The sequence below is a fragment of the Amycolatopsis sp. w19 genome (assembly GCF_051373225.1).
GTDB lineage: Bacteria > Actinomycetota > Actinomycetes > Mycobacteriales > Pseudonocardiaceae > Amycolatopsis > Amycolatopsis japonica.
In genome coordinates this window covers 106,970-129,455 of sequence record NZ_JBPQFM010000007.1, presented here as the reverse complement: position 1 = coordinate 129,455, position 22,486 = coordinate 106,970, and the positions used below count along the sequence as shown (strand labels likewise).

Annotated in this window: 24 protein-coding genes; 6 read left to right on the top strand and 18 right to left on the bottom strand. The window is 69.2% G+C overall.

What is annotated here, in order from left to right; translation table 11 throughout:
- The first annotated feature begins 22 nt into the window (after nucleotides 1-22).
- Together ACSMFO_RS16815 and ACSMFO_RS16810 are read left to right on the top strand one after the other, a co-directional pair.
- Nucleotides 23-1,435 (top strand): YibE/F family protein, encoded by a 1,413-nt coding sequence (locus ACSMFO_RS16815; RefSeq protein ID WP_436459435.1) that lies wholly within the window; start codon nucleotides 23-25, stop codon nucleotides 1,433-1,435.
- An 83-nt stretch (nucleotides 1,436-1,518) separates the two neighbouring features.
- A complete protein-coding gene (locus ACSMFO_RS16810) occupies nucleotides 1,519-1,800 on the top strand; it encodes a hypothetical protein (protein ID WP_436459433.1) in 282 nt (93 codons plus the stop codon).
- On the opposite strand, the gene ACSMFO_RS16805 is transcribed toward ACSMFO_RS16810, so the two are convergent.
- Nucleotides 1,772-2,431 carry a hypothetical protein gene (locus ACSMFO_RS16805; protein ID WP_436459431.1) on the bottom strand — a complete coding sequence of 220 codons (660 nt, stop codon included), beginning with the start codon at nucleotides 2,429-2,431 and terminating at the stop codon, nucleotides 1,772-1,774. The genes ACSMFO_RS16810 and ACSMFO_RS16805 overlap by 29 nt on opposite strands.
- Complete coding sequence (locus ACSMFO_RS16800; protein ID WP_436459429.1) at nucleotides 2,428-3,036, bottom strand: MBL fold metallo-hydrolase; 609 nt, start codon at nucleotides 3,034-3,036, stop codon at nucleotides 2,428-2,430. The genes ACSMFO_RS16805 and ACSMFO_RS16800 overlap by 4 nt, the downstream gene beginning before the upstream one ends.
- Nucleotides 3,037-3,192: 156 nt before the next feature.
- Between ACSMFO_RS16800 and ACSMFO_RS16795 the strand changes: the two genes are divergently transcribed.
- Complete coding sequence (locus tag ACSMFO_RS16795) at nucleotides 3,193-4,050, top strand: peptidylprolyl isomerase (protein ID WP_038512535.1); 858 nt, start codon at nucleotides 3,193-3,195, stop codon at nucleotides 4,048-4,050.
- Between the two features lies 1 nt (nucleotide 4,051).
- A complete protein-coding gene (locus ACSMFO_RS16790; protein ID WP_436459427.1) occupies nucleotides 4,052-4,837 on the top strand; it encodes an aminotransferase class IV family protein in 786 nt (261 codons plus the stop codon).
- On the opposite strand, the gene ACSMFO_RS16785 is transcribed toward ACSMFO_RS16790, so the two are convergent.
- The 10 genes from ACSMFO_RS16785 to ruvC form a co-directional block, all read right to left on the bottom strand.
- Nucleotides 4,834-6,285 carry an amidase gene (locus ACSMFO_RS16785; protein WP_436459426.1) on the bottom strand — a complete coding sequence of 484 codons (1,452 nt, stop codon included), beginning with the start codon at nucleotides 6,283-6,285 and terminating at the stop codon, nucleotides 4,834-4,836. The two genes, ACSMFO_RS16790 and ACSMFO_RS16785, sit on opposite strands and share 4 nt — an antisense overlap.
- Before the next feature lie 587 nt (nucleotides 6,286-6,872).
- Nucleotides 6,873-7,652 (bottom strand): enoyl-CoA hydratase/isomerase family protein, encoded by a 780-nt coding sequence (locus ACSMFO_RS16780; RefSeq protein ID WP_037338920.1) that lies wholly within the window; start codon nucleotides 7,650-7,652, stop codon nucleotides 6,873-6,875.
- Between the two features lie 30 nt (nucleotides 7,653-7,682).
- The gene (locus tag ACSMFO_RS16775) at nucleotides 7,683-10,013 is read right to left on the bottom strand and encodes a RelA/SpoT family protein (RefSeq protein WP_038512526.1); all 2,331 of its coding nucleotides are present in this window, start codon (nucleotides 10,011-10,013) and stop codon (nucleotides 7,683-7,685) included.
- Nucleotides 10,014-10,091: 78 nt separating this feature from the next.
- Nucleotides 10,092-10,610 (bottom strand): adenine phosphoribosyltransferase, encoded by a 519-nt coding sequence (locus ACSMFO_RS16770; RefSeq protein WP_436459598.1) that lies wholly within the window; start codon nucleotides 10,608-10,610, stop codon nucleotides 10,092-10,094.
- A gap of 108 nt (nucleotides 10,611-10,718) precedes the next feature.
- Nucleotides 10,719-11,921 carry a protein translocase subunit SecF gene (secF, locus tag ACSMFO_RS16765; protein ID WP_038512520.1) on the bottom strand — a complete coding sequence of 401 codons (1,203 nt, stop codon included), beginning with the start codon at nucleotides 11,919-11,921 and terminating at the stop codon, nucleotides 10,719-10,721.
- Nucleotides 11,918-13,615 (bottom strand): protein translocase subunit SecD, encoded by a 1,698-nt coding sequence (gene secD, locus ACSMFO_RS16760; RefSeq protein WP_436459425.1) that lies wholly within the window; start codon nucleotides 13,613-13,615, stop codon nucleotides 11,918-11,920. The genes secF and secD overlap by 4 nt, the downstream gene beginning before the upstream one ends.
- A gap of 207 nt (nucleotides 13,616-13,822) precedes the next feature.
- Entirely contained in the window at nucleotides 13,823-14,230 is a 408-nt protein-coding gene (yajC, locus tag ACSMFO_RS16755) for a preprotein translocase subunit YajC (RefSeq protein ID WP_436459423.1), read from the bottom strand.
- 145 nt (nucleotides 14,231-14,375) lie between these two features.
- Nucleotides 14,376-15,449 (bottom strand): Holliday junction branch migration DNA helicase RuvB, encoded by a 1,074-nt coding sequence (gene ruvB / locus ACSMFO_RS16750; RefSeq protein ID WP_350586044.1) that lies wholly within the window; start codon nucleotides 15,447-15,449, stop codon nucleotides 14,376-14,378.
- 8 nt (nucleotides 15,450-15,457) lie between these two features.
- The gene (ruvA, locus tag ACSMFO_RS16745; RefSeq protein WP_038512509.1) at nucleotides 15,458-16,057 is read right to left on the bottom strand and encodes a Holliday junction branch migration protein RuvA; all 600 of its coding nucleotides are present in this window, start codon (nucleotides 16,055-16,057) and stop codon (nucleotides 15,458-15,460) included.
- On the bottom strand, nucleotides 16,054-16,638 hold the full coding sequence (gene ruvC, locus ACSMFO_RS16740) for a crossover junction endodeoxyribonuclease RuvC (protein ID WP_038512506.1): 585 nt from the start codon (nucleotides 16,636-16,638) through the stop codon (nucleotides 16,054-16,056). The genes ruvA and ruvC overlap by 4 nt, the downstream gene beginning before the upstream one ends.
- 76 nt (nucleotides 16,639-16,714) lie before the next feature.
- Here ruvC and ACSMFO_RS16735 point away from each other — a divergent pair, with 76 nt between their 5' ends.
- Nucleotides 16,715-17,161: a cupin domain-containing protein gene (locus tag ACSMFO_RS16735; RefSeq protein WP_436459421.1), complete on the top strand. Its 447-nt coding sequence runs from the start codon at nucleotides 16,715-16,717 to the stop codon at nucleotides 17,159-17,161.
- A 79-nt stretch (nucleotides 17,162-17,240) separates the two neighbouring features.
- Here the strand turns inward: ACSMFO_RS16735 and ACSMFO_RS16730 are convergent, their stop codons facing one another.
- The 5 genes from ACSMFO_RS16730 to ACSMFO_RS16710 all read right to left on the bottom strand — a co-directional run bounded on the left by ACSMFO_RS16730 (nucleotide 17,241) and on the right by ACSMFO_RS16710 (nucleotide 20,357).
- Entirely contained in the window at nucleotides 17,241-17,771 is a 531-nt protein-coding gene (locus ACSMFO_RS16730; protein ID WP_038512502.1) for a DUF4262 domain-containing protein, read from the bottom strand.
- Nucleotides 17,772-17,838: 67 nt separating this feature from the next.
- On the bottom strand, nucleotides 17,839-18,588 hold the full coding sequence (locus ACSMFO_RS16725; RefSeq protein WP_016334762.1) for a YebC/PmpR family DNA-binding transcriptional regulator: 750 nt from the start codon (nucleotides 18,586-18,588) through the stop codon (nucleotides 17,839-17,841).
- Between the two features lie 51 nt (nucleotides 18,589-18,639).
- A complete protein-coding gene (pdxT, locus tag ACSMFO_RS16720) occupies nucleotides 18,640-19,269 on the bottom strand; it encodes a pyridoxal 5'-phosphate synthase glutaminase subunit PdxT (RefSeq protein WP_038512501.1) in 630 nt (209 codons plus the stop codon).
- A 54-nt stretch (nucleotides 19,270-19,323) separates the two neighbouring features.
- Nucleotides 19,324-19,644: an AzlD domain-containing protein gene (locus ACSMFO_RS16715; protein WP_436459420.1), complete on the bottom strand. Its 321-nt coding sequence runs from the start codon at nucleotides 19,642-19,644 to the stop codon at nucleotides 19,324-19,326.
- On the bottom strand, nucleotides 19,644-20,357 hold the full coding sequence (locus ACSMFO_RS16710) for an AzlC family ABC transporter permease (protein WP_037338952.1): 714 nt from the start codon (nucleotides 20,355-20,357) through the stop codon (nucleotides 19,644-19,646). The genes ACSMFO_RS16715 and ACSMFO_RS16710 overlap by 1 nt, the downstream gene beginning before the upstream one ends.
- 68 nt (nucleotides 20,358-20,425) lie before the next feature.
- Between ACSMFO_RS16710 and ACSMFO_RS16705 the strand changes: the two genes are divergently transcribed.
- Nucleotides 20,426-20,992 carry a helix-turn-helix domain-containing protein gene (locus ACSMFO_RS16705; protein ID WP_037338954.1) on the top strand — a complete coding sequence of 189 codons (567 nt, stop codon included), beginning with the start codon at nucleotides 20,426-20,428 and terminating at the stop codon, nucleotides 20,990-20,992.
- On the opposite strand, the gene ACSMFO_RS16700 is transcribed toward ACSMFO_RS16705, so the two are convergent.
- The gene (locus tag ACSMFO_RS16700) at nucleotides 20,993-22,369 is read right to left on the bottom strand and encodes an APC family permease (RefSeq protein ID WP_436459418.1); all 1,377 of its coding nucleotides are present in this window, start codon (nucleotides 22,367-22,369) and stop codon (nucleotides 20,993-20,995) included.
- Between the last annotated feature and the right edge of the window lie 117 nt (nucleotides 22,370-22,486).

The window sequence follows — 22,486 nt, the reverse complement described above, 5'->3', positions numbered from 1 at the left end:
GCCGACTGTGGAGGATGTGCGGGTGAACCGCCGCGACATCTCCGACGACGACACCGGCCCGATTCGCCGGGTAACGGACACCCCGTCCGATCGTTCGCCCGGAACGTCCCGTTCGCCGCGCCGGACGCCGCCGCCCGAGGGCACGCGGCGCCCGCGCCCACCGGCCCAGCGGCCGCGACCGGCGGAACCGGGCAGACGTCGCGCCGCCGAACCGAAGCCCGAACCAGAGCCGGTCGGCCACGGGCACTCGCACGGTCACGGACCGGCGGCACCCGCGTCGCGCCGGGTCCGGCAGTTGCTGATGTGGTTGCTGATCCCGCTCGCCGTCGCGACCGTCGCCGGGATGGTCGTCCTCTACCCGTGGGGCAAGGATCCGGCGAAAAGCGTCTTCCCGCAGGGAACCCCGGTGAACGCGACGGTCACCGGCACGATCACCGGACCGTGCCTCGCCGAAGGACAGGTGCAGGTCGGCGAGCCGCCACCGGACGCGAAGCCGTGTCTCACCAGCGAACTCACGATGACCGACGGTCCCGCGCCCGGGAAGCCGTTGAAGCTCACGCTGCCCATCGAGCCGAGCACGCCGCGGTTCGCCGCGGGAGACCAGGTGGTGCTGTCCTACAACGGCGGGGACGTCGCGAACCCCGCGTCGTTCCAGATCGTCGACTTCCAGCGTGGTACGCCGCTGCTGCTGCTCGCCGGGTTGTTCGCGCTCGCGGTGATCGTCCTCGGCCGGTGGCAGGGGGTCGCCGCGCTGATCGCGCTCGGGTTGAGCTTCCTGGTGCTGGCGCTCTTCGTACTGCCTTCGATCCTCGCCGGCGAAAGTCCGCTGCTGGTGGCGATCGCGGGCGCGGGCGCGATCATGTTCGTCGCGCTGTACCTGACGCACGGGCTGTCCGCGAGAACCTCGGTGGCGGTGCTCGGCACCCTGGTGAGCCTGGTCCTGATCGGCGTCCTGTCGGCGATCTTCTCGGCCGCGGCGTCACTGACCGGCCTCGACGACAGCACGTCCCAGCTGATCGGCTCGCTCGGGCACGGGATCGACGCGCGGGGACTGCTGCTGGCGGGTGTCGTGATCGGCGCGCTCGGTGTGCTCGACGACGTCACGGTGACGCAGACGAGCGCGGTGTGGGAACTCCGGCGGGCGAACCCGGCGCTCGGCTGGCGTGAGCTGTACGGCGCCGGCCTGCGGATCGGGCGCGATCACGTCGGCTCGGCGGTCAACACGCTCGTGATGGCGTACGCGGGCGCGGCACTGCCGGTGCTGCTGTACACGTCGCTCTCGGGCGTCGGGCTCGGCTCGATCCTCGGCGCGGAGAACATCGCCCAGGAGATCGTGCGGACGCTCGCCGGAAGCGTCGGCATCGTCGCGGCGGTCCCGGTCACCACCGTGCTGGCCGCGCTGATCGCCTCGCGGGAGCCCCAAGAGTCCCTGTAGCCACAAGCGCCCCAAAGCGCGAGCCCGCCGCGCGAGCACGGGCCGGAGTCGGGTACGAAGAGGCCGCACCCGAGGTTCGCCGCGTGATCGGAGGGGCCATGTTCGACGCCGTGTTCGCCGTCCCGAAACAGCTGACCGCCGTCGCGCGGCGCGTGCTCGTCTCGACGTTCGAAGCCGTCGAGGCGGTCCCCAAGATCGCCGCCGCGCTCGACGACGTCCGGGCGACGCTCAAGCACTCGGAGCGGCTGGCGACCTTCGCCGCGGGCGAGTTGCCGGAGATCGTCTACCAGCTGGAGGAGATCAAGGCCCGGCTGGAGAAGCTGGAGACCCGCACCGTCAGTCCAGGGTCGCCACGAAGCGGCTGACCGCCTCCATCGTGAACCGCTGAATGTACTTCCCGGCGGGTGCCGCCGAGGCCAGCCGGTAGAGCGGCCGCTCCGCCGCCGCGTCGCCACGCGCTTCCGATTTCAGTTGCGCCACCAGCAGTTCCGAGAACACGAGCCCGTTCGCGTCGGTGTTGTTCAGCAGGGCGTTCGCCAGCTTGCGCAGCTGCAGGATGCCCAGTTCCCTGCCACCCGCGCCCGAGTAGACGGCCAGATCGACCTTCGCGACCTTGCGGCGCTTGCCCGCGTTCACCAGCAGGCTGACCGTCCGTGTCCCGCGCACGTCGCTGATCACCAGGTCGATGCGCTCGGCCGCGGTCAGCTCGATCCGCCGCACACCCCACGTCCGCACGATGAGCGTGTCGCCTTCGAGCCACACCCGGCGGCGCAGGTTGTAGAACATGACGTACAGCAGCGGCAGCGCGATCACCCCGGCGACCACGAGCCCGGCGACCTCACCGCCGATCAGCCCGGCGATCCCGCCGAACGCGGCCGCGAAGATCACGACGCCGGCGACGCTGGAGCAGCCGCGCTTGCGGCGGAGCTTGGGGTCGTCGTGGAACAGCGGGAGACGTTCGGGGGTCTCCGGGATCCCGGTGGGCTCGGTCATCATGCGCCCGTCCCGGCCAGGAACGGGTTCCCGGCCCGCTCGCGGCCGATCGTGGTGGCCGGACCGTGGCCCGGAAGGACGACGGTGTCGTCGGGCAGCGTCATCACGTTGGCGCCGAGGGAACGCACGAGCTCACCGCCGTCACCGGAAGACCGGCCGATCGAACCGGCGAACAGGCTGTCCCCGGTGAGCACGATCCGCCCGCCTTCGGCCGCGGTCAGCCCGAAGACCACCGAACCGGCGGTGTGACCAGGTGTGCCGGACACCGTGATCTCCAGCCCGGCCAGCCTCAGCGGGCCATCGACGAGTGGCACGATGCCGTCCTTCCGTTGACCGGCGTCCTGGCCGAGCAGTGGCCGGTCCGCCTCGTGCAGATAGAGGGGTATCCCGTGGCGCGCGCCGACCTCGCCCGCCGAAGCGACGTGATCGGGGTGGCCGTGGGTGGCGAGCATCGCGACCGGCGTCAGACCGTGCTCGGTGAGCGCGGCCTCCAGCGGTTCGGCGGCTTCCTCGCCGGGATCGACGATCACGCACTCGCCCCCGCCCTCCGGGGCGAGCAGGTAGCAGTTGGCTTCGAGGGGGCCTGCCGGAAAACCGACAACCAGCACGAAACGCCTCCTCAGATCTTCCGCCGAACAGGTGACAGGATGGCCCTGATCACGATCAAGTAAGCCTAGCGGCCCCTGTACGGGGGCCTCACAGGCTGTGCCAATAGACTCCCGCTACCTCAGACGTGTGACATCGAGTGGAAACCGGGAGGGCGGGTGCCGACCAACCAGCAGCGCCGCGAAGCCGCGAAGCGCAAGCTCGAGCGACAGATCGTGCGACGGGCCGAGAAGGCCAAGCGGCGCAGGATCGTCGGCTCGGTGGCGGTCGTCGGCGTCGTCGCCATCGTGGCGGGCGCGGTGTGGTGGATCGTCAGCAGTAACAGTGGTGACGATGCCGCCTCCGACGCTTCCCCGAGCTCGGCTCCTCCGACCCCCGAGGTCACCATCCCCACGGAGCGCACTCCGATGCCGAAGCGGCCGACGCCGCTGGCGAACCCGGTGACTTGCGACTACAAGGACGACGCCAGCAAGCAGGCTTCGAAGAAGGTGAACAAGCCGGAAGGCAAGGACGTCTCTTCGAACGGCACGGTGAACGTCGTGCTGAAGAGCACCGCGGGCGACATCCCGCTGACGCTGGACCGGGCACTCGCCCCGTGCGCGGTGCAGAGCTTCATCAGCCTTTCCCAGCAGGGCTACTTCAACGACACCAAATGCCACCGGCTCGGCACCACCGGCCTGCAGATGCTGCAGTGCGGTGACCCCGAGGCCAGCGGCATGGGCGGCCCGGGCTACACCATGCCGGACGAGGCGTTCAAGGAGATCAAGTACGGCCGCGGCATCCTCGCGATGGCGAAGACGCAGCAGCCGAACTCCGGCGGAAGCCAGTTCTTCATGGTCTACGGCGAGGCCGAACTGCCCGCGGACTACTCGGTCTTCGGCAGCATCTCCGACGAGGGCCTGAAGGTGCTCGACAAGGTCGCCAAGGCGGGCGCGAACGCGCAGGCAGGCAACGGCGACGGCACCGGCCCGCCCAACACCGAGGTCAAGTTCACCGGCGTCACGGTCAACGCCTGACGTGAAGCTGGAGATCAACGGCGCGCCCGCCAGGTCGGAAGACCTGGCGGGCGCGTTCGGTTACGGCCATTTCACCGCGATGCAGGTCCGCGACGGCAAGGTCCGCGGCCTGGACGTCCACCTTCGCCGCCTCGTGACGAGCACGCGGCGCATGTTCGGCAGCGACCTCGACACCGACGCGGTGCGCGGGTACGTACGGCAAGCCGTGCGGGGTGAGAACGCGCTGTCGGCGCGGGTGCTGATCTTCTCCCGCGCGATGGACTGGTCCGATCCCGGCGCGCCCGCGGCGCCGGATGTCCTCGTGCGGACCGGGCCGCCCCAAGAGCACGAGATGACGCCGCTGCGCCTGCGGTCCGTGCGCTACGAACGGGTGCTTCCGGAGGTCAAGCACGTCGGCACGTTCGGACTCCTTCACCACACGCGCGAGGCGAAGCTGGCGGGATACGACGACGCGTTGTTCATCGACTACGACGGCCGCGTCAGCGAAGCGTCGATCTGGAACGTCGGGTTCCTCGACGGCGGCACGGTGGTCTGGCCGCAGGCCCCGGTCCTCGACGGCATCACCCAGCAGCTCGTGCGACGCGGCCTGGAGCGGAACGGGATCCCGCAGGAGATCCGCGACGTCCGTCCCGCCGACCTTCCGGGGTTCGACGCCATGTTCCTGACCAATTCGGAGTCGGTCGGCTGGCCGGTGGCGTCGGTGGACGACGTCGAGCTGTCGCACGCTCCGGAAACGGGCCGGCTCCTCGCCGAAGCGTACGACAGCAATCCCTGGGACGAGATCTAGCTCGGCGCCTGGAAGCCGCCGATCGCCTGCTCGAGCAGCTCGGCCAGCCGCAGCGGGGTGCGGTCCTCGAACGCCGGACCGATGAGCTGCACTCCCACCGGAAGGCCCTCGGCGGACAGGCCGGTCGGCACCGCGGTGGCGGGCAGACCGGGCATGGTCGCCACGCCCGCCCAGACGAGCTGGTCGAAGTACGGATACCCCACACCGTCGATGTCGAGCTTGCGTCCCAGCAGATCGGGGTCGTGGTCGTGCGGGAACGCGGGGGTCGGCGTGATCGGGCAGACCACCGCGTCGAACTCGGCGAACAGCTGCCGCCAGCCGTGACGGTGACGTTCGCGGTGGTCGTACACCGCCAGCCAGTCGCGGTGGGTGAACACCATGGCGCGTAGCCGCGCCGCGTCGAGACTCCGGTCGTCCGCGCTCAGCCCGGCCGCGTTGGCCTGCAGTTGCTCGTACGCGTCGACGGGGAAACGCGCGACCGTGCTCGAGAACAGCAGCTGCGTGTAGAGCGTCGCGGACTCGGTCAGGTCGGGGAACAACGGGCTGTACCGTTCGACGCGGGCTCCACCGTCGACCAGCGCGTCCGCCACCCGGTTCACTCCGGCCCGCACCGCGGCCCCGGTCGGGATGAGCGGATGGTCCTCGATCACCAAGACCCGGAAGTCGCCGAGCCGCTCATGGCGCGCGGGCGGCAGCTTCACCTCGTACGCCATCCCGTGTGTCAACGGGTCCGGCCCGGCCATGACGTCGAGCAGGAGCGTGAGGTCGCGGGCGGTGCGCGCCATCGGTCCGGCGACGGCCAGGTCGAGGTCGACCGGCAAGGCGGGCGCCGGCGGCGGGACCATGCCGCGGGTCGCCGCGAGCCCGACCGTCGGCTTGTGCGCGTAGATACCACAGAAATGCGCGGGGGTGCGCAACGAGCCGGCGAGGTCGGATCCGATGGACAGCGCGCCGAAGCCGGACGCCAGTGCCGCCGCCGATCCGCCGGACGACCCGCCCGAGGTACGATCGTGATCCCACGGGTTGTTCGTGGTGCCGTAGAACTCGTTGAACGTCTGGATGTCCTGCAGCCCCAACGGCACGTTGGTCTTCCCGAGCACCACCGCCCCGGCGGCCTTGAGCCTCGACACCTGCACCGCGTCTTCGGCGGGCATGAAGTCCTGGTGCTGCGGCATTCCCCAGGTCGTGGGCAGGCCGGTCATGTTGAAGGACTCTTTGACCGTCACCGGGATTCCGAGCAGCGGCCGGTCCTCGCCGCGGGCGCGCGCCTCGTCGGCATCACGCGCGGCGGCCCGCGCCCGGTCGAAGTCCGGCACGCAGATCGCGTTGATCGCCTTGTCGTCCTGTTCGATCCGGGCGATCGCGTCGTCGGTCAGCTCCGCCGACGTCACCTCACCAGCGCGCAAAGCGGTCGTGAGCTCTTCGGCCGATTGAAATTTCCACTCCATGAAACGACCATAAACACCTCTGGCTCAAGCCATAAAAAACTTTTTCGCGCAACAACGAGGGCGGCGGGAAATCGACCTGCGGAGGCACAGAAAGCGGGATGCCACAAGGGTTCTCGGGGCGATATTCGAGGCAGAAGTGGCGCCACCGCGACTGTCCACACGGAACGCCGTCCGAAGGTGCCGCGAAAGCCACTTTCGGGACATCAGACGTCGCGAAAGTGGCTTTCGCGACATGGTCGTCGGCGGGGCCACGTGCGGACCGCCATCTGGCGGCGCGAAATCCGTGAAGGCCTCCTTGAGGGACCCTGGGTCCCTCAAGGCGAACCAGCATTTGTGTACTTACGTCCGACCTGCGTGGGAGCGACGACCGAGCGGGGAAGATCCTGGACGTTGGACGGCCGGAATCTTCCCCACTCGCCCAAGACCACAGCCAGCATTACGCCTCCCTCACCAACGGGGTCGACCGTGGAGGATTCAGGACGCACAACGTCCCGAATCCTCCACACTTGGCCCGGCCACACCAGCGGGTCAGCAAATACGGGTTCACCAAGGAGGCCTTCACGGAACGCCGCGATGAAGCGCGAGCCTCAGCGATAAGTGAACTTCGGCGGCCGCCGCGCCAGGAACGCCGCCACCCCTTCGGCATAGTCCTCGCCATGCAGCGCACCGAGCCGGATCTCGTCCACTTCGGCGTCGGATTCCTGTTGCCCCGCCACGATCTTCTCGATGATCCGGTTCATCCCGCGCACCGAGGCCTGCGAACGCGAAGCGAGCGTCTCGACGAACTTCGCCGTCGAGGCCTCCAGCTCGTCGGCCGGGAAGACGTCGTTGAGCAGCCCGATCTCCCGCGCCCGCCGCGCGTCGACGAGCTCGCCCGAGAGCAGGAAGTACTTCGCGTTCGCGGCGCCGACCAGTGAGACGAGCTGCCGTGTCGAGTCGAAGTGGTAGACGATCCCGAGCTTCGCCGGCGTGATACCGAAGCGCGAACCCTCCGCCGCGAACCGGAAGTCGCAGGCGACCGAGATCTGGCATCCACCGCCGATGCAATTGCCCTGGATCATCGCGACCGTCGGCTTCCGCGACGCCGTCAGCGCCGCCACGGCCCCGTCGACGGCCTTGTCGTAGGTCTCGGCAGCGTCGGCGGTCGACCGCAGGTCCCGGAACTCGCTGATGTCCGCGCCCGCCGAGAAATGCGCGCCCGCGCCGGTCAGCACGAGAACCTTGATCGCCGGGTCCGCCTCCACCCGCGCCACCACGTCCGGGATCGCCGACCACATCCCGTAGGTGATCGCGTTCATCTTCTCCGGCCTGGTGAACGTCAGCCGTGCGACCTCGCCGTCGCGAGTGAATTCGAACCCGTCAGTCATCCTCGGACTGTAGCCGGGACCCACCGGCGGTCACGAAGCCGAAGTGACCCGATACACGTCGTAAACGCCTTCGACGCCCCGGACCACCTTCAGCACGTGTCCGAGATGCTTCGGGTCGCCCATCTCGAACGAGAACCGGCTGACCGCGACCCGGTCGCGCGACGTCGTCACCGACGCGGACAGGATGTTGACCTTCTCGTCCGCGAGCACCTTGGTGACGTCGGAGAGCAGGCGGTGCCGGTCCAGCGCCTCGACCTGGATCGCGACGAGGAACACCGAAGACGCCGACGGCGCCCATTCGACCTCGACCAGTCTCTCGGGCTGGGCCCGCAGGTCGTCGGCGTTGGTGCAGTCGGTCCGGTGCACGCTGACGCCCCCGCCGCGCGTGACGAAACCGAGGATCTCGTCGCCCGGCACCGGCGTGCAGCAGCGGGCGAGTTTGGCCCAGATGTCGCTGGCACCCTTCACCACGACGCCGACGTCGTTCGAGCCGCGGCGGCGGGTGACGGTGGACGGGGTCGCGCGCTCGGCGAGCTCCTCCTCCGCCTCGTCGACGCCGCCGATGAGCGCGACCAGCCGCTGCACGACGTGCTTCGCGCTGGTGTGCCCCTCGCCGACGGCGGCGTACAGCGAGCTGATGTCCGGGTGCCGCAGCTCGGTGGCGACCGCGCCCATCGATTCGGCGGAGACCAGCCGCTGGATCGGGAGGCCGACCTTGCGGACCTCCTTGGTGATGGCCTCCTTGCCGCCCTCGATCGCCTCGTCACGGCGTTCCTTGGCGAACCACTGCCGGATCTTCGCGCGCGCCTTGGGCGAACCGGCGAACTGCAGCCAGTCGCGGCTCGGCCCCGCCGTCTCGGCCTTCGAGGTGAAGATCTCGATGACCTCGCCGTTCTCCAGCTTGCGCTCGAGCGCGACGAGCCTGCCGTTGACGCGGGCCCCGATGCACCGGTGGCCGACCTCGGTGTGCACGGCGTAGGCGAAGTCCACCGGCGTCGAATCGACCGGCAGCGTGATCACGTCGCCCTTGGGCGTGAACACGAAGATCTCGCGCGAGGCGAGCTCGTAGCGCAGCGACTCCAGGAAGTCACCCGGGTCCGCCGCTTCCCGCTGCCAGTCGAGGAGCTGGCGCATCCACGCCATCTCGTCGACGTCCATGGCGTTCCCGTTGTGGGTGCCCTTGGTCTCCTTGTACCGCCAGTGCGCGGCGATGCCGTACTCGGCGGTGCGGTGCATCTCGTAGGTACGGATCTGGACTTCCAGCGGTTTGCCGTCCGGTCCGATCACCGTGGTGTGCAGCGACTGGTACACACCGAAACGAGGCTGTGCGATGTAGTCCTTGAACCGGCCCGGGACCGGCTGCCACAGCGCGTGGACGACACCCATCGCGGCGTAGCAGTCACGGACGTCCTCGACCAGGATCCGCACGCCCACCAGGTCGTGGATGTCGTCGAGGTCGCGGCCACGGACGATCATCTTCTGGTGGATAGAGTAGTAGTGCTTCGGGCGGCCCTCGACCTTGGCGGTGATCCGCGAGCCTTCGAGATTGCCGGTCAGCTCGGTGATCACCGACCGCAGGTACGTGTCGCGCGAAGGCGCGCGATCGGCGACCAGGCGGACGATCTCGTCGTACTTCTTCGGCTGCAGGATGGCGAAGGCCAGATCCTCCAGCTCCCATTTGACCGTCGCCATGCCGAGCCGGTGCGCCAGCGGGGCGAGGACCTCCAGGGTCTCGCGCGCCTTGCGGGCCTGCTTCTCCGGCGGCAGGAAGCGCATCGTGCGCATGTTGTGCAGGCGGTCGGCCAGCTTGATGACCAGCACGCGCGGGTCGCGCGCCATCGCGATGACCATCTTGCGGATGGTCTCGGCCTCGGCGGCCGTGCCGAGTTTGACCTTGTCCAGTTTGGTGACGCCGTCGACGAGCTCGCCGACCTTCTCACCGAAGTCGGCCTTCAGGCTCTCCAGCGAGTAGCCGGTGTCTTCGACGGTGTCGTGCAGCAGCGCCGCGACCAGCGTCGTGGTGTCCATGCCGAGTTCGGCCAGGATGGTCGCGACGGCGAGCGGATGCGTGATGTACGGGTCGCCGGACTTGCGCCGCTGCTCGCGGTGCAGCTCTTCGGCGACGTCGTAGGCACGCTGGAGCTGCGCGAGGTCCGCGTTGGGATGCAGTTCGCGGTGGATGACGGCCAGCGGTTCGAGAACCTGCTTGACCGGCGCGGCGCGCTGCGCGGTGATCCGGCGGGCGAGGCGGGCGCGCACGCGGCGCGTCGCGGACGGTGTCGGCGCCGCCCCCTGTCGCGCCGCACCGTTCTGCTCGGTGCCGTCCTTCGAGGACACCGCGGCATCGAGCTCTTGGCTCACCCGCACCTCCTGCGCTTCGTGCGGCCTTCGGACATCAAGGGTAACCGCTCCCCCTCGCGGCTCACTTGGTGCGCCCGGTCAACACACCCGGAGGGCCTCCACACGACGCCCCTCAAGCACGGAACGACCGCCGAGCGCGGCGAGTTCCATGACCACCGAAACCCCGGTGACCTGCGCCTTCGCGTCTTCCAACAGTTTGCAGGTCGCCGCGACCGTGCCACCGGTGGCGAGCACGTCGTCGATGATCGCGACACGCTGACCGGGCTCGACGACACCTTCGGGCAGTTCGACGGTCGCGGTGCCGTACTCCAGCGTGTAACCGACCCTGCCCGCGACGCGGGGCAGCTTGCCCGGCTTGCGGATCAACGCGACACCGAGGCCACGGGCGTAGCCGACGGCGGCGGCCAGCAGGAATCCACGCGCCTCCACCCCGGCCAGCAGATCGACCTCTGGGTCGACGGTGGCGGCCAGCCCGTCGGTGACTGCCTTGAAGCCCGCCGCGTCGGCGAACAGCGGACTCAGGTCCCGGAACAGCACGCCGGGTTCCGGGAAGTCCGGTACGTCGGCGATGAGGTCGAGTGCCTTGGCCAGCTCCATGTACTTCCTGCTCTCCAGTCGTGCTTCCGGGTCCCTGAACGCCAGGAAAGGTCCTTTCATTGCAAATTTTGCAATGAAAGGACCTTTCCTAGCGTTCGACGGCCGGGACTACCTCTTGCGCTTACCCGACGGACGGCCCTTGTGGGCCTTCTGGTTCCGCGCGGGCACGCTCGCCGCCGCGGCGTACGCCTTCTCCTTGCGGAGCTCGGCGGCCAGTGCGTCCTCGTCGTTCGGGTCGAAGTCGTCGTCGCGCTCGGCGGCCTTGCGGGCCTGGTTCGCGCGCCGCGCGGCGACCCGGTCGGCCTGCTGACGGAACTTCGGGTCACGCATCTTCAGGTCCACCAGCAGCGGGGTGGCCAGCGCGACCGAGGACAGCACGCCGACCAGGGTGCCGGTGAGCTGCACCAGCGCGAGGTCCTGCAGCGTGCCCGAGCCGAGCAGGATGTACCCGACGACGAGCAGGCCGAGGATCGGCAGCATCGCGATCAGCGCCGTGTTGAACGACCGCATCAGCGTCTGGTTCAGCGCCAGGTTAGCGGCCTCGCCGAAGGTACGGCGGGTGAGCCCGAGCAGGCCACGCGTGTTCTCGCGGACCTTGTCGAACACCACCACCGTGTCGTACAGCGAGAACCCGAGGATCGTCAACAGACCGATCACCGTCGCCGGCGTGACCTCGAAGCCGATCAGCGAGTACACACCCGCCGTCACCACGATGTCGTGCAGGAGCGAGATCAGCGCCGCGGCGGCCATCCTGGTGTCGAAGTACAACGCCAGGAACAGCGTGACCGCCAGGAGGAACACCCCGAGCGCGATCAACGCCTGCCGCGAGATCTCCCCGCCCCAGGACGCGCTGACCGCGCTGTCACTGATGGCCTGGACACTCGGCTGCCCGTTGGACCCGATCGGGCCGAGGTCCCGGAACAGCGCTTCCTTGATCTTGGCGACCTCGGCGGCGTCCAGGGTGTCCGAACGGAGCTGGATGGTCGACGAAGCGCCGCTGCCGACCTTCTGCGCCTCGTCGGCCGGGCGGCCGAGCGCCTCGGAGAAGACGTCCTTGGCCTGCTGCTCGCTGATCTGCCCGTTCTTGCCGTTGGCGGGCAGCTGGATCTGGGTGCCGCCTTCGAAGTCGATCCCGAAGTTGAAGCCCTTGATCCCCATCGACGCGATGCAGACCAGCACCAGCGCGCCGAAGAAGAGGTACCAGCGCTTGCGCTTGCCGACCACGTCGAACGCGCCCGTGCCCACGTAGAGGCGGCGGAAGATGCTGTCGCGCTTGCCCGCGGTGGTGGTGTTTTCGTCGACCACGGTCACGCCTCCTTGACGTTCGGGCGGCCGGCGGCCGGACGGGCCGCCTTACGCTCCGAGCCCACCTGCTGAACGGCACCGAGGCCGAGGTTCTTGGGGTTGGACAGGAACTTCGACTTCGACCGCGACACCATCGAGACCAGCGGGTGGGTCACGAGGTAGACCACGACGAGGTCGAGGACCGTCGACATGCCGAGCGTGAACGCGAAGCCCTTGACCTCACCGACGGCCAGCCAGTACAGGATGGCCGCGGCGAGGAAGCTGACCGCGTCCGACGCCAGAATCGTGCGCTGGGCACGAGACCAGCCTCGCGGCACCGCGGAGCGGAACGTCCTGCCTTCCCGGATCTCGTCCTTCAAGCGTTCGAAGTAGATGACGAACGAGTCGGCGGTGATACCGATCGCGATGATCAGGCCCGCCACGCCGGCGAGGTCGAGGGTGTACCCGATCCACCGCCCCAGCAGCACCAGCACCGCGTAGACCAGCGAGAACGACAAGGCGAGCGACAGGATCGTCAGCACGCCGAGCAGCCGGTAATAGAACAAGCAGTAGATGAACACGATCAGGAGGCCGAGGCCACCGGCGATCAGGCCCGCCTGCAGCGACGCGAGACCCAGCGTCGCGGACACCGTCGTCGCGTCCGAGGACTCGAACGACAGCGGCAGCGAGCCGTACTTCAGCACGTCCGCCAGGTCCTTCGCCTCGGTCTGGCTGAACCGGCCGGTGATCTGGGTCTGACCGCCCAGGATCGCGGACTGGATGGTCGGCGCGGAGACGACCTGCGTGTCGAGGACGAACGCCGCCTGCTTCTGGACGTTCTTCGAGGTGAAGTCGCCCCAGATCCGGGAACCCTCGCCCTTGAAGTTCAGGTTGACGACCCATTGCGAGTTCTGCGTGTCGTAGCCCGAGGAGGCGTCGGAGATCTCCGTTCCGGGGAGGAACTCCGGCTCCAGCAGGTACTTCATGGTGTTCTTGTCACCGCAGGCGACCAGCGGCTTGTCGGTGAGGTCGTTGCCGACCAGCGGGTCCGACACCTTGGGGTCGCAGTTGAGGGCCGCGAAGGCCTTCTCGGCGGCCGCGGCCTGCTTCGCCTGGTCCGTCGAAAGCAGATCAGGGTTCTGCCGGAGGTTCCGGGCGTTCTCGATCTCCTTCTTCGTCTGCTCGTCGGAGTCCGCGCCCGGCTGCTGCTGCGGCGCGCCGGCGGCGCCACCGCCACCGTTGGCCGGGCTGGTCGGCGGGGCGCTCACACCCGGCGAGGACGGCGGTGCCGAAGAAGGCGTGCCGGAAGCGGGCGGGGCCGTCGGCTGCTGGACCGGGGTCACCGGCTGCGACGTCACGACCTTCCGGAAGCCCAGCTTCGCGGTCTTGCCCAGGGTCTTGGCCTGGTCTCCCTGCTCACCGGGGACGGTGATGACGACGTTGCTGCCGTCGAGGACGACCTCGGTACCGCTGACGCCGATACCGTTGACCCGGCGCTCGATGATCGAGCGGGCCTGTTCGAGGGACTCTCGCGGAGGGTCGCCGCCGTCGGGGTTTCGGGCGGACAGGGTGACCCTCGTGCCGCCTTGCAGATCGATGCCGAGCTTCGGCGTCGGCTTGCCGCTACCGGTGAAGAACACCAGGGCGTACAGCGCGACCACGATCAGGGCGAAGAAGGCGAGATAGCGTCCCGGGCGGAGATGCCCGGCCGGTGCGGCCACTGTGCTTCGGTCTCCTCGGACGGACTGGGTTTTCCCCAATGGACTTGGCTGTTCACTCATCCGGACTCCGAGTCCGGCGGTACCGCGAACGAGCACGACTATGACGACGGACACGCACGCAGCACCGAGACACTACTCGGTGCTGCGTGAGCCCGGCGTTGGCCCCGCACCTACGAAAGTCTGGTGTCGGGGATGGCCTTACAACCGCTACTTCTTGCCGTGCTCCAGCGGAGGAGCGATCTGCGCGCCCGACTTCTCCTCGACGCGCTCGTCGTCCTTCGACTCGACGACCGGCGCCTCGACGACCTGGTCGGTGTCGGTGGAGTCGGTGGCGTCTTCGTCCGTCTCGACGGCCGGCTCGACCTTCTCGCGGACGGCCTGGCGCAGCCAGGTGGTCACGACGCCCTCGGCGATCTCAAGGTCGATCGTGGTGTCGGCGGAAGCGTCGGCGACAGTCGCGTAGAGACCGGAGGTGGTCATCACCCGGTCACCGGGAGCCAGGCTCGAGAGCAGCTCCTGCTGCGCTGCCGCCGCCTTCTTCTGCTTACGGGTGCCCATGACGAGCGGAATCGCCACAACGAGCATCAGGAGCAGCGGCAGCAATAACTGGTTCATGATTCTCCATTTCGAGCGGACGCCGCGCGGTGCGCTGTTTTGTCCGGTTTGGCGGGGTGTGCTCTCCCCGAGTGTGCCAGGTGCCAGCGGAAACTCCACCACCACCCGTCGTCACCACGGGCCTCGAACCGCGTGAACGGTCCGTTCAGTCCTGGTCGAACAGGTTCGGGCCGCCCTGATCGCCGCGCGTGGCACCGGCCGGGGCCGGCAGGCCGAGGTGCTCCCACGCGGCCGCTGTGGCGACCCGGCCGCGAGGAGTGCGGGCGAGCATACCGGCGCGGACCAGGTAAGGCTCACACACCTCTTCGACGGTGGTCGGTTCTTCCCCCACCGCGACGGCCAGCGTCGACACGCCGACCGGGCCGCCGCCGAAGGAGCGGACCAGCGCGGTCAGCACCGCGCGGTCGAGCCGGTCGAGGCCGAGTTCGTCGACGTCGTAGACCTCCAGCGCGGCACGCGCGATCTTGCGCGTGACCTTGCCGTCCGCCCGGACCTCGGCGTAGTCGCGCACCCGGCGCAGGAGCCGGTTCGCGATCCGGGGTGTGCCGCGGGACCGGCGGGCGATCTCCGCGCAGCCGTCCCGGTCGATGTCGATGTCGAGGATCGTGGCGGCGCGGCGGGCGACGAGTTCCAGTTCGGCGTCGCTGTAGAACTCCATCTGGCCGGTGAAGCCGAACCGGTCGCGCAGCGGACCGGTCAGCGAACCTGACCGCGTCGTGGCCCCGACCAGCGTGAACGGCGCGATCTCCAGCGGGATGCTGGTGGCACCGGGGCCCTTGCCGACGACGACGTCGACGCGGAAGTCCTCCATCGCGAGGTACAGCATCTCCTCGGCGGGGCGGGCGATCCGGTGGATCTCGTCGATGAACAGGACGTCGCCGGGCGCCAGGTTGGACAGCATCGCGGCCAGGTCGCCCGCGCGTTCCAGCGCGGGACCGGAGGTGATGCGGATGGCGGCGTCGAGTTCGGCGGCGACGATCATCGCCATACTCGTCTTGCCCAGTCCCGGCGGGCCCGAGAGCAGGACGTGGTCCGGTGGGACACCGCGGCGCCGCGCGCTTTCCAGGACGAGTTCGAGCTGTTCACGCACCCGCGGCTGGCCGACGAACTCGTCGAGCTTGCGCGGGCGCAGCGTGGTCTCGACCTCGCGTTCTCCCGTCTGCGGCAGCGCCGAGAGCGTCTCGTCGGTTTCGAACTCAGTCACGGCCTCATAGTCCATGTGGCCGGTTACCGCTTACGCCCGAGGGTGGCCAACGCGGCGCGCAGCACGGACGACGTCGTGTGGCCGTCGCCCTCGCCGAGCACCTTGTCGACGGCCTGTTCGGCCTGCTTGGCCGGGAAGCCGAGGCCCGCGAGCGCCTCGACGACCTCTCCCCGCAGCGCACCGGGCGCGACGACCGCCGGGGACCCGTCGGTCGGGCCCGCGAGCGCGGTGACCTTGTCGCGCAGTTCGAGCGTGAGCCGCTCGGCGCCCTTGCGGCCGATGCCGGGCACCTGGGTGAGCACGGTGATGTTGCCTTCGACCAGCGCGGAGCGCAGTTTGTCGGGATCGAGGACGGCGAGGGTCGCCAGCGCGAGCCGCGGCCCGATCCCGGAGACCGTCTGCAGCAGACCGAACAGTTCGCGGGCGTCCGCGTCGGCGAAACCGAACAGCGTCAAGGAATCCTCACGGACCACGAGCGCGGTGTGCAGCATCGCCTGCTCTCCGCGGCGAAGCGTCGCGAGGGTGGCGGGGGTGGCCTGCACGGCGAAGCCCACTCCCCCGACCTCGATCACGACGTGGTCGAGACCGATGGAGAGGATTTCACCGCGTACCGAGGAGATCATCGAGCCGCTCCTTGCGCTTTCGCTTCTTTGGCCGCGGCGGCGAGCCTGGCCTTGTGGTTCTTGGCGATCTCGGCCGCCCTGGCCTCGGCTTCGGCGAGCCGGACGCGCATCGGCTCGCGCCACAGGTGGCAGATGGCGAGTGCGAGCGCGTCCGCGGCGTCCGCCGGATGCGGTTTGACCTCGAGGCCGAGCAGCCGCATGACCATACCGGTGACCTGTGCCTTGTCCGCACGGCCGGAGCCGGTGACGGCGGCCTTGACCTCGCTCGGGGTGTGGAACACGACCGGCAGCCCGCGCCGGGCCGCGGCGAGCGCGACGACGCCGCCCGCCTGCGCGGTGCCCATCGCGGTGCGCACGTTGTGCTGCGCGAAAACCCGCTCCACGGCGACGGCCTCGGGTTTGTAGCGATCCATCCAGCGCTCGACCGCGTCGGAGATCCCCAGCAGGCGCACGGCGAGATCGGCGTCCGGCGAGGTCCGCACGACGTCGACGGCCACCGGGCGGACGGTGCGGCCCGTGCCGCCGTCGACCACCCCGAGCCCGCACCTGGTCAGACCGGGGTCGACCCCGAGTACCCGCACGCGTTTTCCTCCGCTCCGGCGAACATCAGTTCGAGATCCGAGGCTACCCGGAGCAGGGTCCGGGCAAGATGAGGACATGCCGAGTCCCGACGAGTTCACCGCCCATCTGGGTCTTCAGCCGCTGCCCGTGGAGGGCGGCCGCTGGGCGCAGAGCTGGCGCGACGAAACCGCGTCCGCGATCTACTACCTGCTCGCGCCGCCGGAAACCTCGGCGCCGCACCGGCTGGACCGCCTGGAGATCTACGCCCACCACGCCGGCGCGCCGGTGCGGATGCTGCTGCTGTTCCCCGGCGGACGTGTTTCGCGGCCGGTGCTGGGACCCGACGTCGCGGCCGGCCAACGTCCGCAGGTGGTGGTGCCCGCCGGGGTCTGGCAGGCGTCGGTGAGTACCGGTGAGTGGAGCCTGGTCGGAACCGTGGTCGTGCCGCCTTATACGGACGACAGCGTGGAGTTCCGGTCGGCGACCGCTTTGGCCGCCGAGTGGCCCGACGCGACGGAAGACCTGGCGCCCTGGCTGGAGTGAGCCCTCGGTCGGGTTGGTCGTGAGTGGTAAGTGTCGTTAGAACGACACTTACCACTCACGACCACCTGGACCTCAAACCTCAGGGACCGTCGACGCCCGGGGTCCAGCTTTCCGGGTCACCGGATTCGGTCAGCACCGGCTGGTACCGCGCGAAGCCCTCGGGCGCGTCCGGATGCCACGGGAAGTGCCCGTCCGGCGTGGCGACGATCAGTTGCAGCGCCGGGAAGTCCCCGTCCGGGTAGATCAGGAACGCGCTCCCGAAGTACTCGGGATAGTGCCCCTTCGCGACCCGTTCGAAGACCACCGGCGCGCCCTCGAAGAAATCGTCGTAGCGCTTGCCGACCTCGAAGATCTCGCCCGCGGCCGCACGGTCGACGTAGGCGTCGAGAAGGACCGGCCCCATGTGCCCGGGCAGTCCGATCACGACCGCTTCCGCCACGTTGTGCAGCGCCCAGGCGCACGCGGTGAAGCAGAAGGGCGCGTCGTTCTCGTCGCCGTCGACCGCGATGACCGCGTTCCCTCTCGCCTGCGCCTGCGACTCGATCCACTGGATCAGTTCGGTTTCTTCGGCGGTGAGGGCATCGGCTTCGGAGGTCGTCACGCGCGACATTGTGCCCCACGCGAGCGCCCGTACCTAGTCCCGGGACCGATTTTCCGCGGCATGGCGGGAAAATCGATCAGCCGACCTCGGCCATGACCTCGTCGGAGACGTCGAAGTTCGCGTAAACGTTCTGCACGTCGTCGCAATCCTCGAGCGCGTCGATGAGCTTGAAGACCTTCTTCGCGCCTTCGACGTCCAGCGGGACGCTGACCGACGGCAGGAACGTGAGATCCGCGGACTCGTACTCGAAACCGGCTTCCTGCAAGGCTTTCCGGACCGGGACGAGGTCGGTGGCCTCCGAAACGATCTCGAAGTTCTCGTCGAGGTCGTTGACCTCTTCGGCGCCCGCGTCGAGGACGGCCATGAGGACGTCGTCCTCGCCGGCGTCACCCTTGGGCATGATCACGACGCCCTTGCGGTTGAACATGTAGGCGACCGAGCCCGGGTCGGCGAGCGAGCCGTTGTTCCGGGTGAGCGCGGTGCGCACCTCCATGGCGGCGCGGTTCTTGTTGTCGGTGAGGCATTCGATCAGCACGGCCACACCGTTCGGGCCGTAGCCTTCGTAGGTGATGGTCTGCCAGTCGGCGCCACCGGCCTCTTCACCGGCGCCGCGTTTGCGGGCGCGCTCGATGTTGTCCTGCGGGACCGAGTTCTTCTTGGCCTTCTGGATGGCGTCGTAGAGCGTCGGGTTGCCGTCCGGGTCGCCACCGCCGGTCCGGGCCGCCACCTCGATGTTCTTGATCAACCGGGCGAAGAGCTTGCCGCGCTTCGCGTCCAGGTTGGCCTTCTTGTGCTTCGTGGTGGCCCACTTGGAGTGGCCGCTCATCTCTCCTCCATCTACTCCTGTGCCCGCCGCTGAGCACAGTGTCGGTTTTGCTTAAGCCTGCCGCACGAGGTCGACGAACAGCCTGTGCACGCGTTCGTCCCCGGTGAGTTCGGGGTGGAACGACGTGGCGAGTACCGCCCCCTGCCGGACCGCGACGATCCTAGCGGCCGCGTCCTCGGAGCCCGGCATTTCGGGGACACTGGCGAGTACCTCGACCCCGTCGCCCGCTTTTTCGACCCACGGGGCGCGGATGAACACAGCGTGCACCGGGCCGCCTTCGATACCGGTGAAGTCGAGGTCGGCTTCGAAGGAGTCCACCTGCCGTCCGAACGCGTTGCGCCGGACGACGACGTCGAGTCCGCCGAGTTGCCGCTGGTCAGGCCGTCCGTCGAGGGCCTGGCGGGCGAGCAGGATCATCCCGGCACAGGAGCCGAACGCGGGCATCCCGTCCGCGATGCGCTCGCGCAGCGGTTCCAGCAGTTCGAAGGTCTCCAGGAGCCTCGACATGGTGGTCGACTCGCCACCCGGCAGCACCAGACCGTCCACTTCGGACAGTTCGCTCGCGCGACGGACCGGCAGTGCGCGCGCACCCGCTCGTTCCACCATCGCGGCGTGCTCCCGCACGTCGCCCTGCAGTGCGAGCACGCCGACCACCGGCCGTGCCCCCGTCGCGATCGCCACCCGACCTCCCGAAAGACCTTCCCCTTAGCTTAGGCGCCTCGGGGAAGGGCCAGGTCAGGGGACCCCGGCCAGCCGCAGCAGGGCCGCGGTCGCGGCCGCCGCGACGACGACCAGCGCGAACGGCGCCTTGCACCAGGCGAGCACGCCGCCGACCAGCACTCCGGCGGGCCGGGCGTAGCCGGCGAACTCGTGTCCCTCGGTGAGCGCGGCGACCGCGACGAGGGCGGCCAGCAGGACGACGGCCGAGCGCGCCATCAGCTTCTCGGCCTTGGGCGAGACGGTGAACCGTGCCTTCAGCACCGGCCCGGCGAACCGGAAGGCGAAGGTCCCGGCGGCGAGCACACCGCCGGCGATGATCAGTTCCAGCGGATCCATCAGTGCACTCCCTCGGGTTCGCGTTCGGCGGGTTCCTTGGCGGCCACCCCGGCCAGCACGCCGACCAGCGCGAGCAGCACCGGCAGCCCGGCGGGCAGGAACGGCGTCGTGGCCAGCGCGACGGCGACGCCGACGAGCACCGGCAGCCGGGCGGCGCGGTCGCGCAGCGACGGCAGGACCAGCGCGAGCAGGACCGCCGGGAAGGCCGCGTCGAGCCCGAACGCGTCGGTGTCGCTGATCGCCGTCCCGGCGTAGGCCCCGGCGAGGACGCCGACGTTCCAGCAGACGAACAGCCCGATCCCGCACACCCAGTACGCCGCCTTGCGCCGCTCTTCGTCGCGCTGGGCCAGCGCGAACGCGACGGATTCGTCGATCATCAGGTGGCTGCCGACCACCCTCGACGACCACCGTTTCCCGAGGACGTCGCCGATCGCGAAGCCGAAGGGCAGATGCCGCGCGTTGGCCAGCAGACCCGCCGCGACGGCCGCGACCGGGCTGCCGCCCGCGGCGATAATGCCGACGAACATGAACTGCGAGGCACCGGCGAAGACCAGCACCGAGAGCAGCATCGGCGCCCAGATCGGGAAGCCGGAGCCCACCGCGATGGCGCCGTAGGAGATGCCGACAATGGTGTCGGCGAGGCAGACCAGCCCGATGTCACGGAGAAGATCGCGCCCCAGGACACGAGTGGTTGTTCGCCATATCGAACGCATAGCGTCATACAATGAACGAACGCAGCCGTGTTCGTCAAGGCGAACGCAACGACCGATGGAGCGAACGCATGTCCCCGACCGCGTCCGACGGTGCCCCACTGGACGTCATCGCCATGTCCCTGCGCCGGGAACGTGCCCGCACCGGGCTGTCCCTCACCGAGGTCGCCAAACGCGCGGGCATCGCGAAATCCACGCTCTCGCAGCTGGAGTCCGGCACCGGGAATCCGAGCGTCGAGACGATCTGGGCGTTGTGCGTCGCGCTCGACGTCCCGTTCTCGCGGGTGGTCGAGCCGGAGCGCCCACGCGTGCAGGTCATCCGCTCGGGCAGCGGCCCGACGGTGTTCGCCGAACACGCCGATTACGCGTGCACGCTGCTCAGCTCCTGCCCTCCCGGCGCCCGGCGCGACGTGTACCTGATTCGCGCCGAGCCCGGGAAACCGCGGCTCTCGGATCCACATATGAGCGGCATCGTCGAGCACATCGTCCTCAGCGCGGGCCGCGCCAAGGTCGGGCCGCTGGACGAGCCGATCGAACTGCTGCCCGGCGACTACATCTGCTACCCCGGCGACGTGCCGCATATCTTCGAGGCGCTCGAACCGGGCACGTACGGCGTGGAGATCGCCGAGTACACCTGATCAGGCCGGCTCCTCCGCCTTCTCCTCGGTGACGTCGGCGAGCTTCCAGCCGCCCTTCCGCCGCAGCACCAGGACGTAGTACGCGATCGACAGCAGGGCGACGCAGGCGGTGACGATCAGGCTCGGCCGTCCGACCGCCGGGTCGAGCACGTTCTGGTAGACCACGAACACCAGGACGCCCAGCGCCAGCACCGGCGCGACCGGGAACCACGGCATCCGGTACTTCGCGTGCGCGGTGGCGCCGGTGCGCCTTCCGACGATCGCGCCGAGACAGAGCGCCGCGTAGACGGCCACGATCGACGTACTGGTCACCACCAGCAGCAGTTTCGGGTCGACGAAGCAGAGCAGCGCGGCCACCAGCCCGGTGCCGACGGTGGCGACCCACGGCGTCCCGAACTTCGGGTGCACCGCGGCGAGCGCCCGGTTGACCGGCGACGGCCACGCGCGGTCGCGGCCGCTGCTGAACAGCATCCGTGAACTGATCAGCACGATCGCCAGCACGGCGTTGACGATCGCGAGCGCCACCGCCAGGCCGATCACGGTGTCGAGGGTGCCGCCGCCGCGCGAACCGATGAAGTGGGACAGCATGTTCTCCGAGGTGAACAGCGCGTTCAGATCGGGCGCGCCGAGCAGGACCGCGGTCACCGGGATCAGTTCGGCGAGCACCGTGATGCCGAGGGCCATCAGGATCGCGCGGGCTATGCCGCGCGAGGCGTCCTGCGTCTCCTCGCCGAAGTACACCGCCGAGCCGTAGCCGTTGTAGGCGAAGATCGCGACCGAGGTGGCGATCGCGATGGCGCCGACCGTGGCCGGGCCGCCGTCCGAGGCGACCGGATGGGCCAGCAGTTCGGTGAACGAGCGCGCCGGGTTCAGCAGGCCGAGCGCGCTGACCACGATCAGCGCGAGGATCTCGATCGCCAGGAAGATCCCGGTGACCCAGGCGTTGAGTTTGATGTCGAACACCCCGACGACGGCCGCGACCACGCAGGTCACGGCGGCGATCACCGAGCCTGGGACACCGGGCAGGAGCACGCCGAGGTAGGTGCCGACGCCGAGCGCGATCACCGCGACGATGAGCACCTGCGTGATGATCATGAGGCCGAGTACGGCGAAGCCGGGCAGGCGCCCGAGCGTGCGGGTGACGATCGCGTACTCGCCGCCCGCCAGCGGGAAGGCCGACGCGAGTTCGGCGTAGACGAAGGCCATGAACACACCGACCACCGCGGCGGCCAAGAAGCTGTAGAAGGCGCCCGTCCCGGCGCCGGAGATCACCCCCGGCGCGATGATGAAGACCGACGAGGCGGGACTGATCGCGGAGAGCGTGATGAGCAGCGTGCCGAGGGTGCGCAGACCGCGGCGCAGGGCGGGAGTGGACACGGCCGACCTCCTACAAGGTGGGTTCCTTGAATCTCCTTCGAAGAACTGTTGAGCACGCATCAAAGGCCCTCCACGGTGTGACGTCAAGAGCTGATCGCGCGCAGCTCTTGCGTTTTT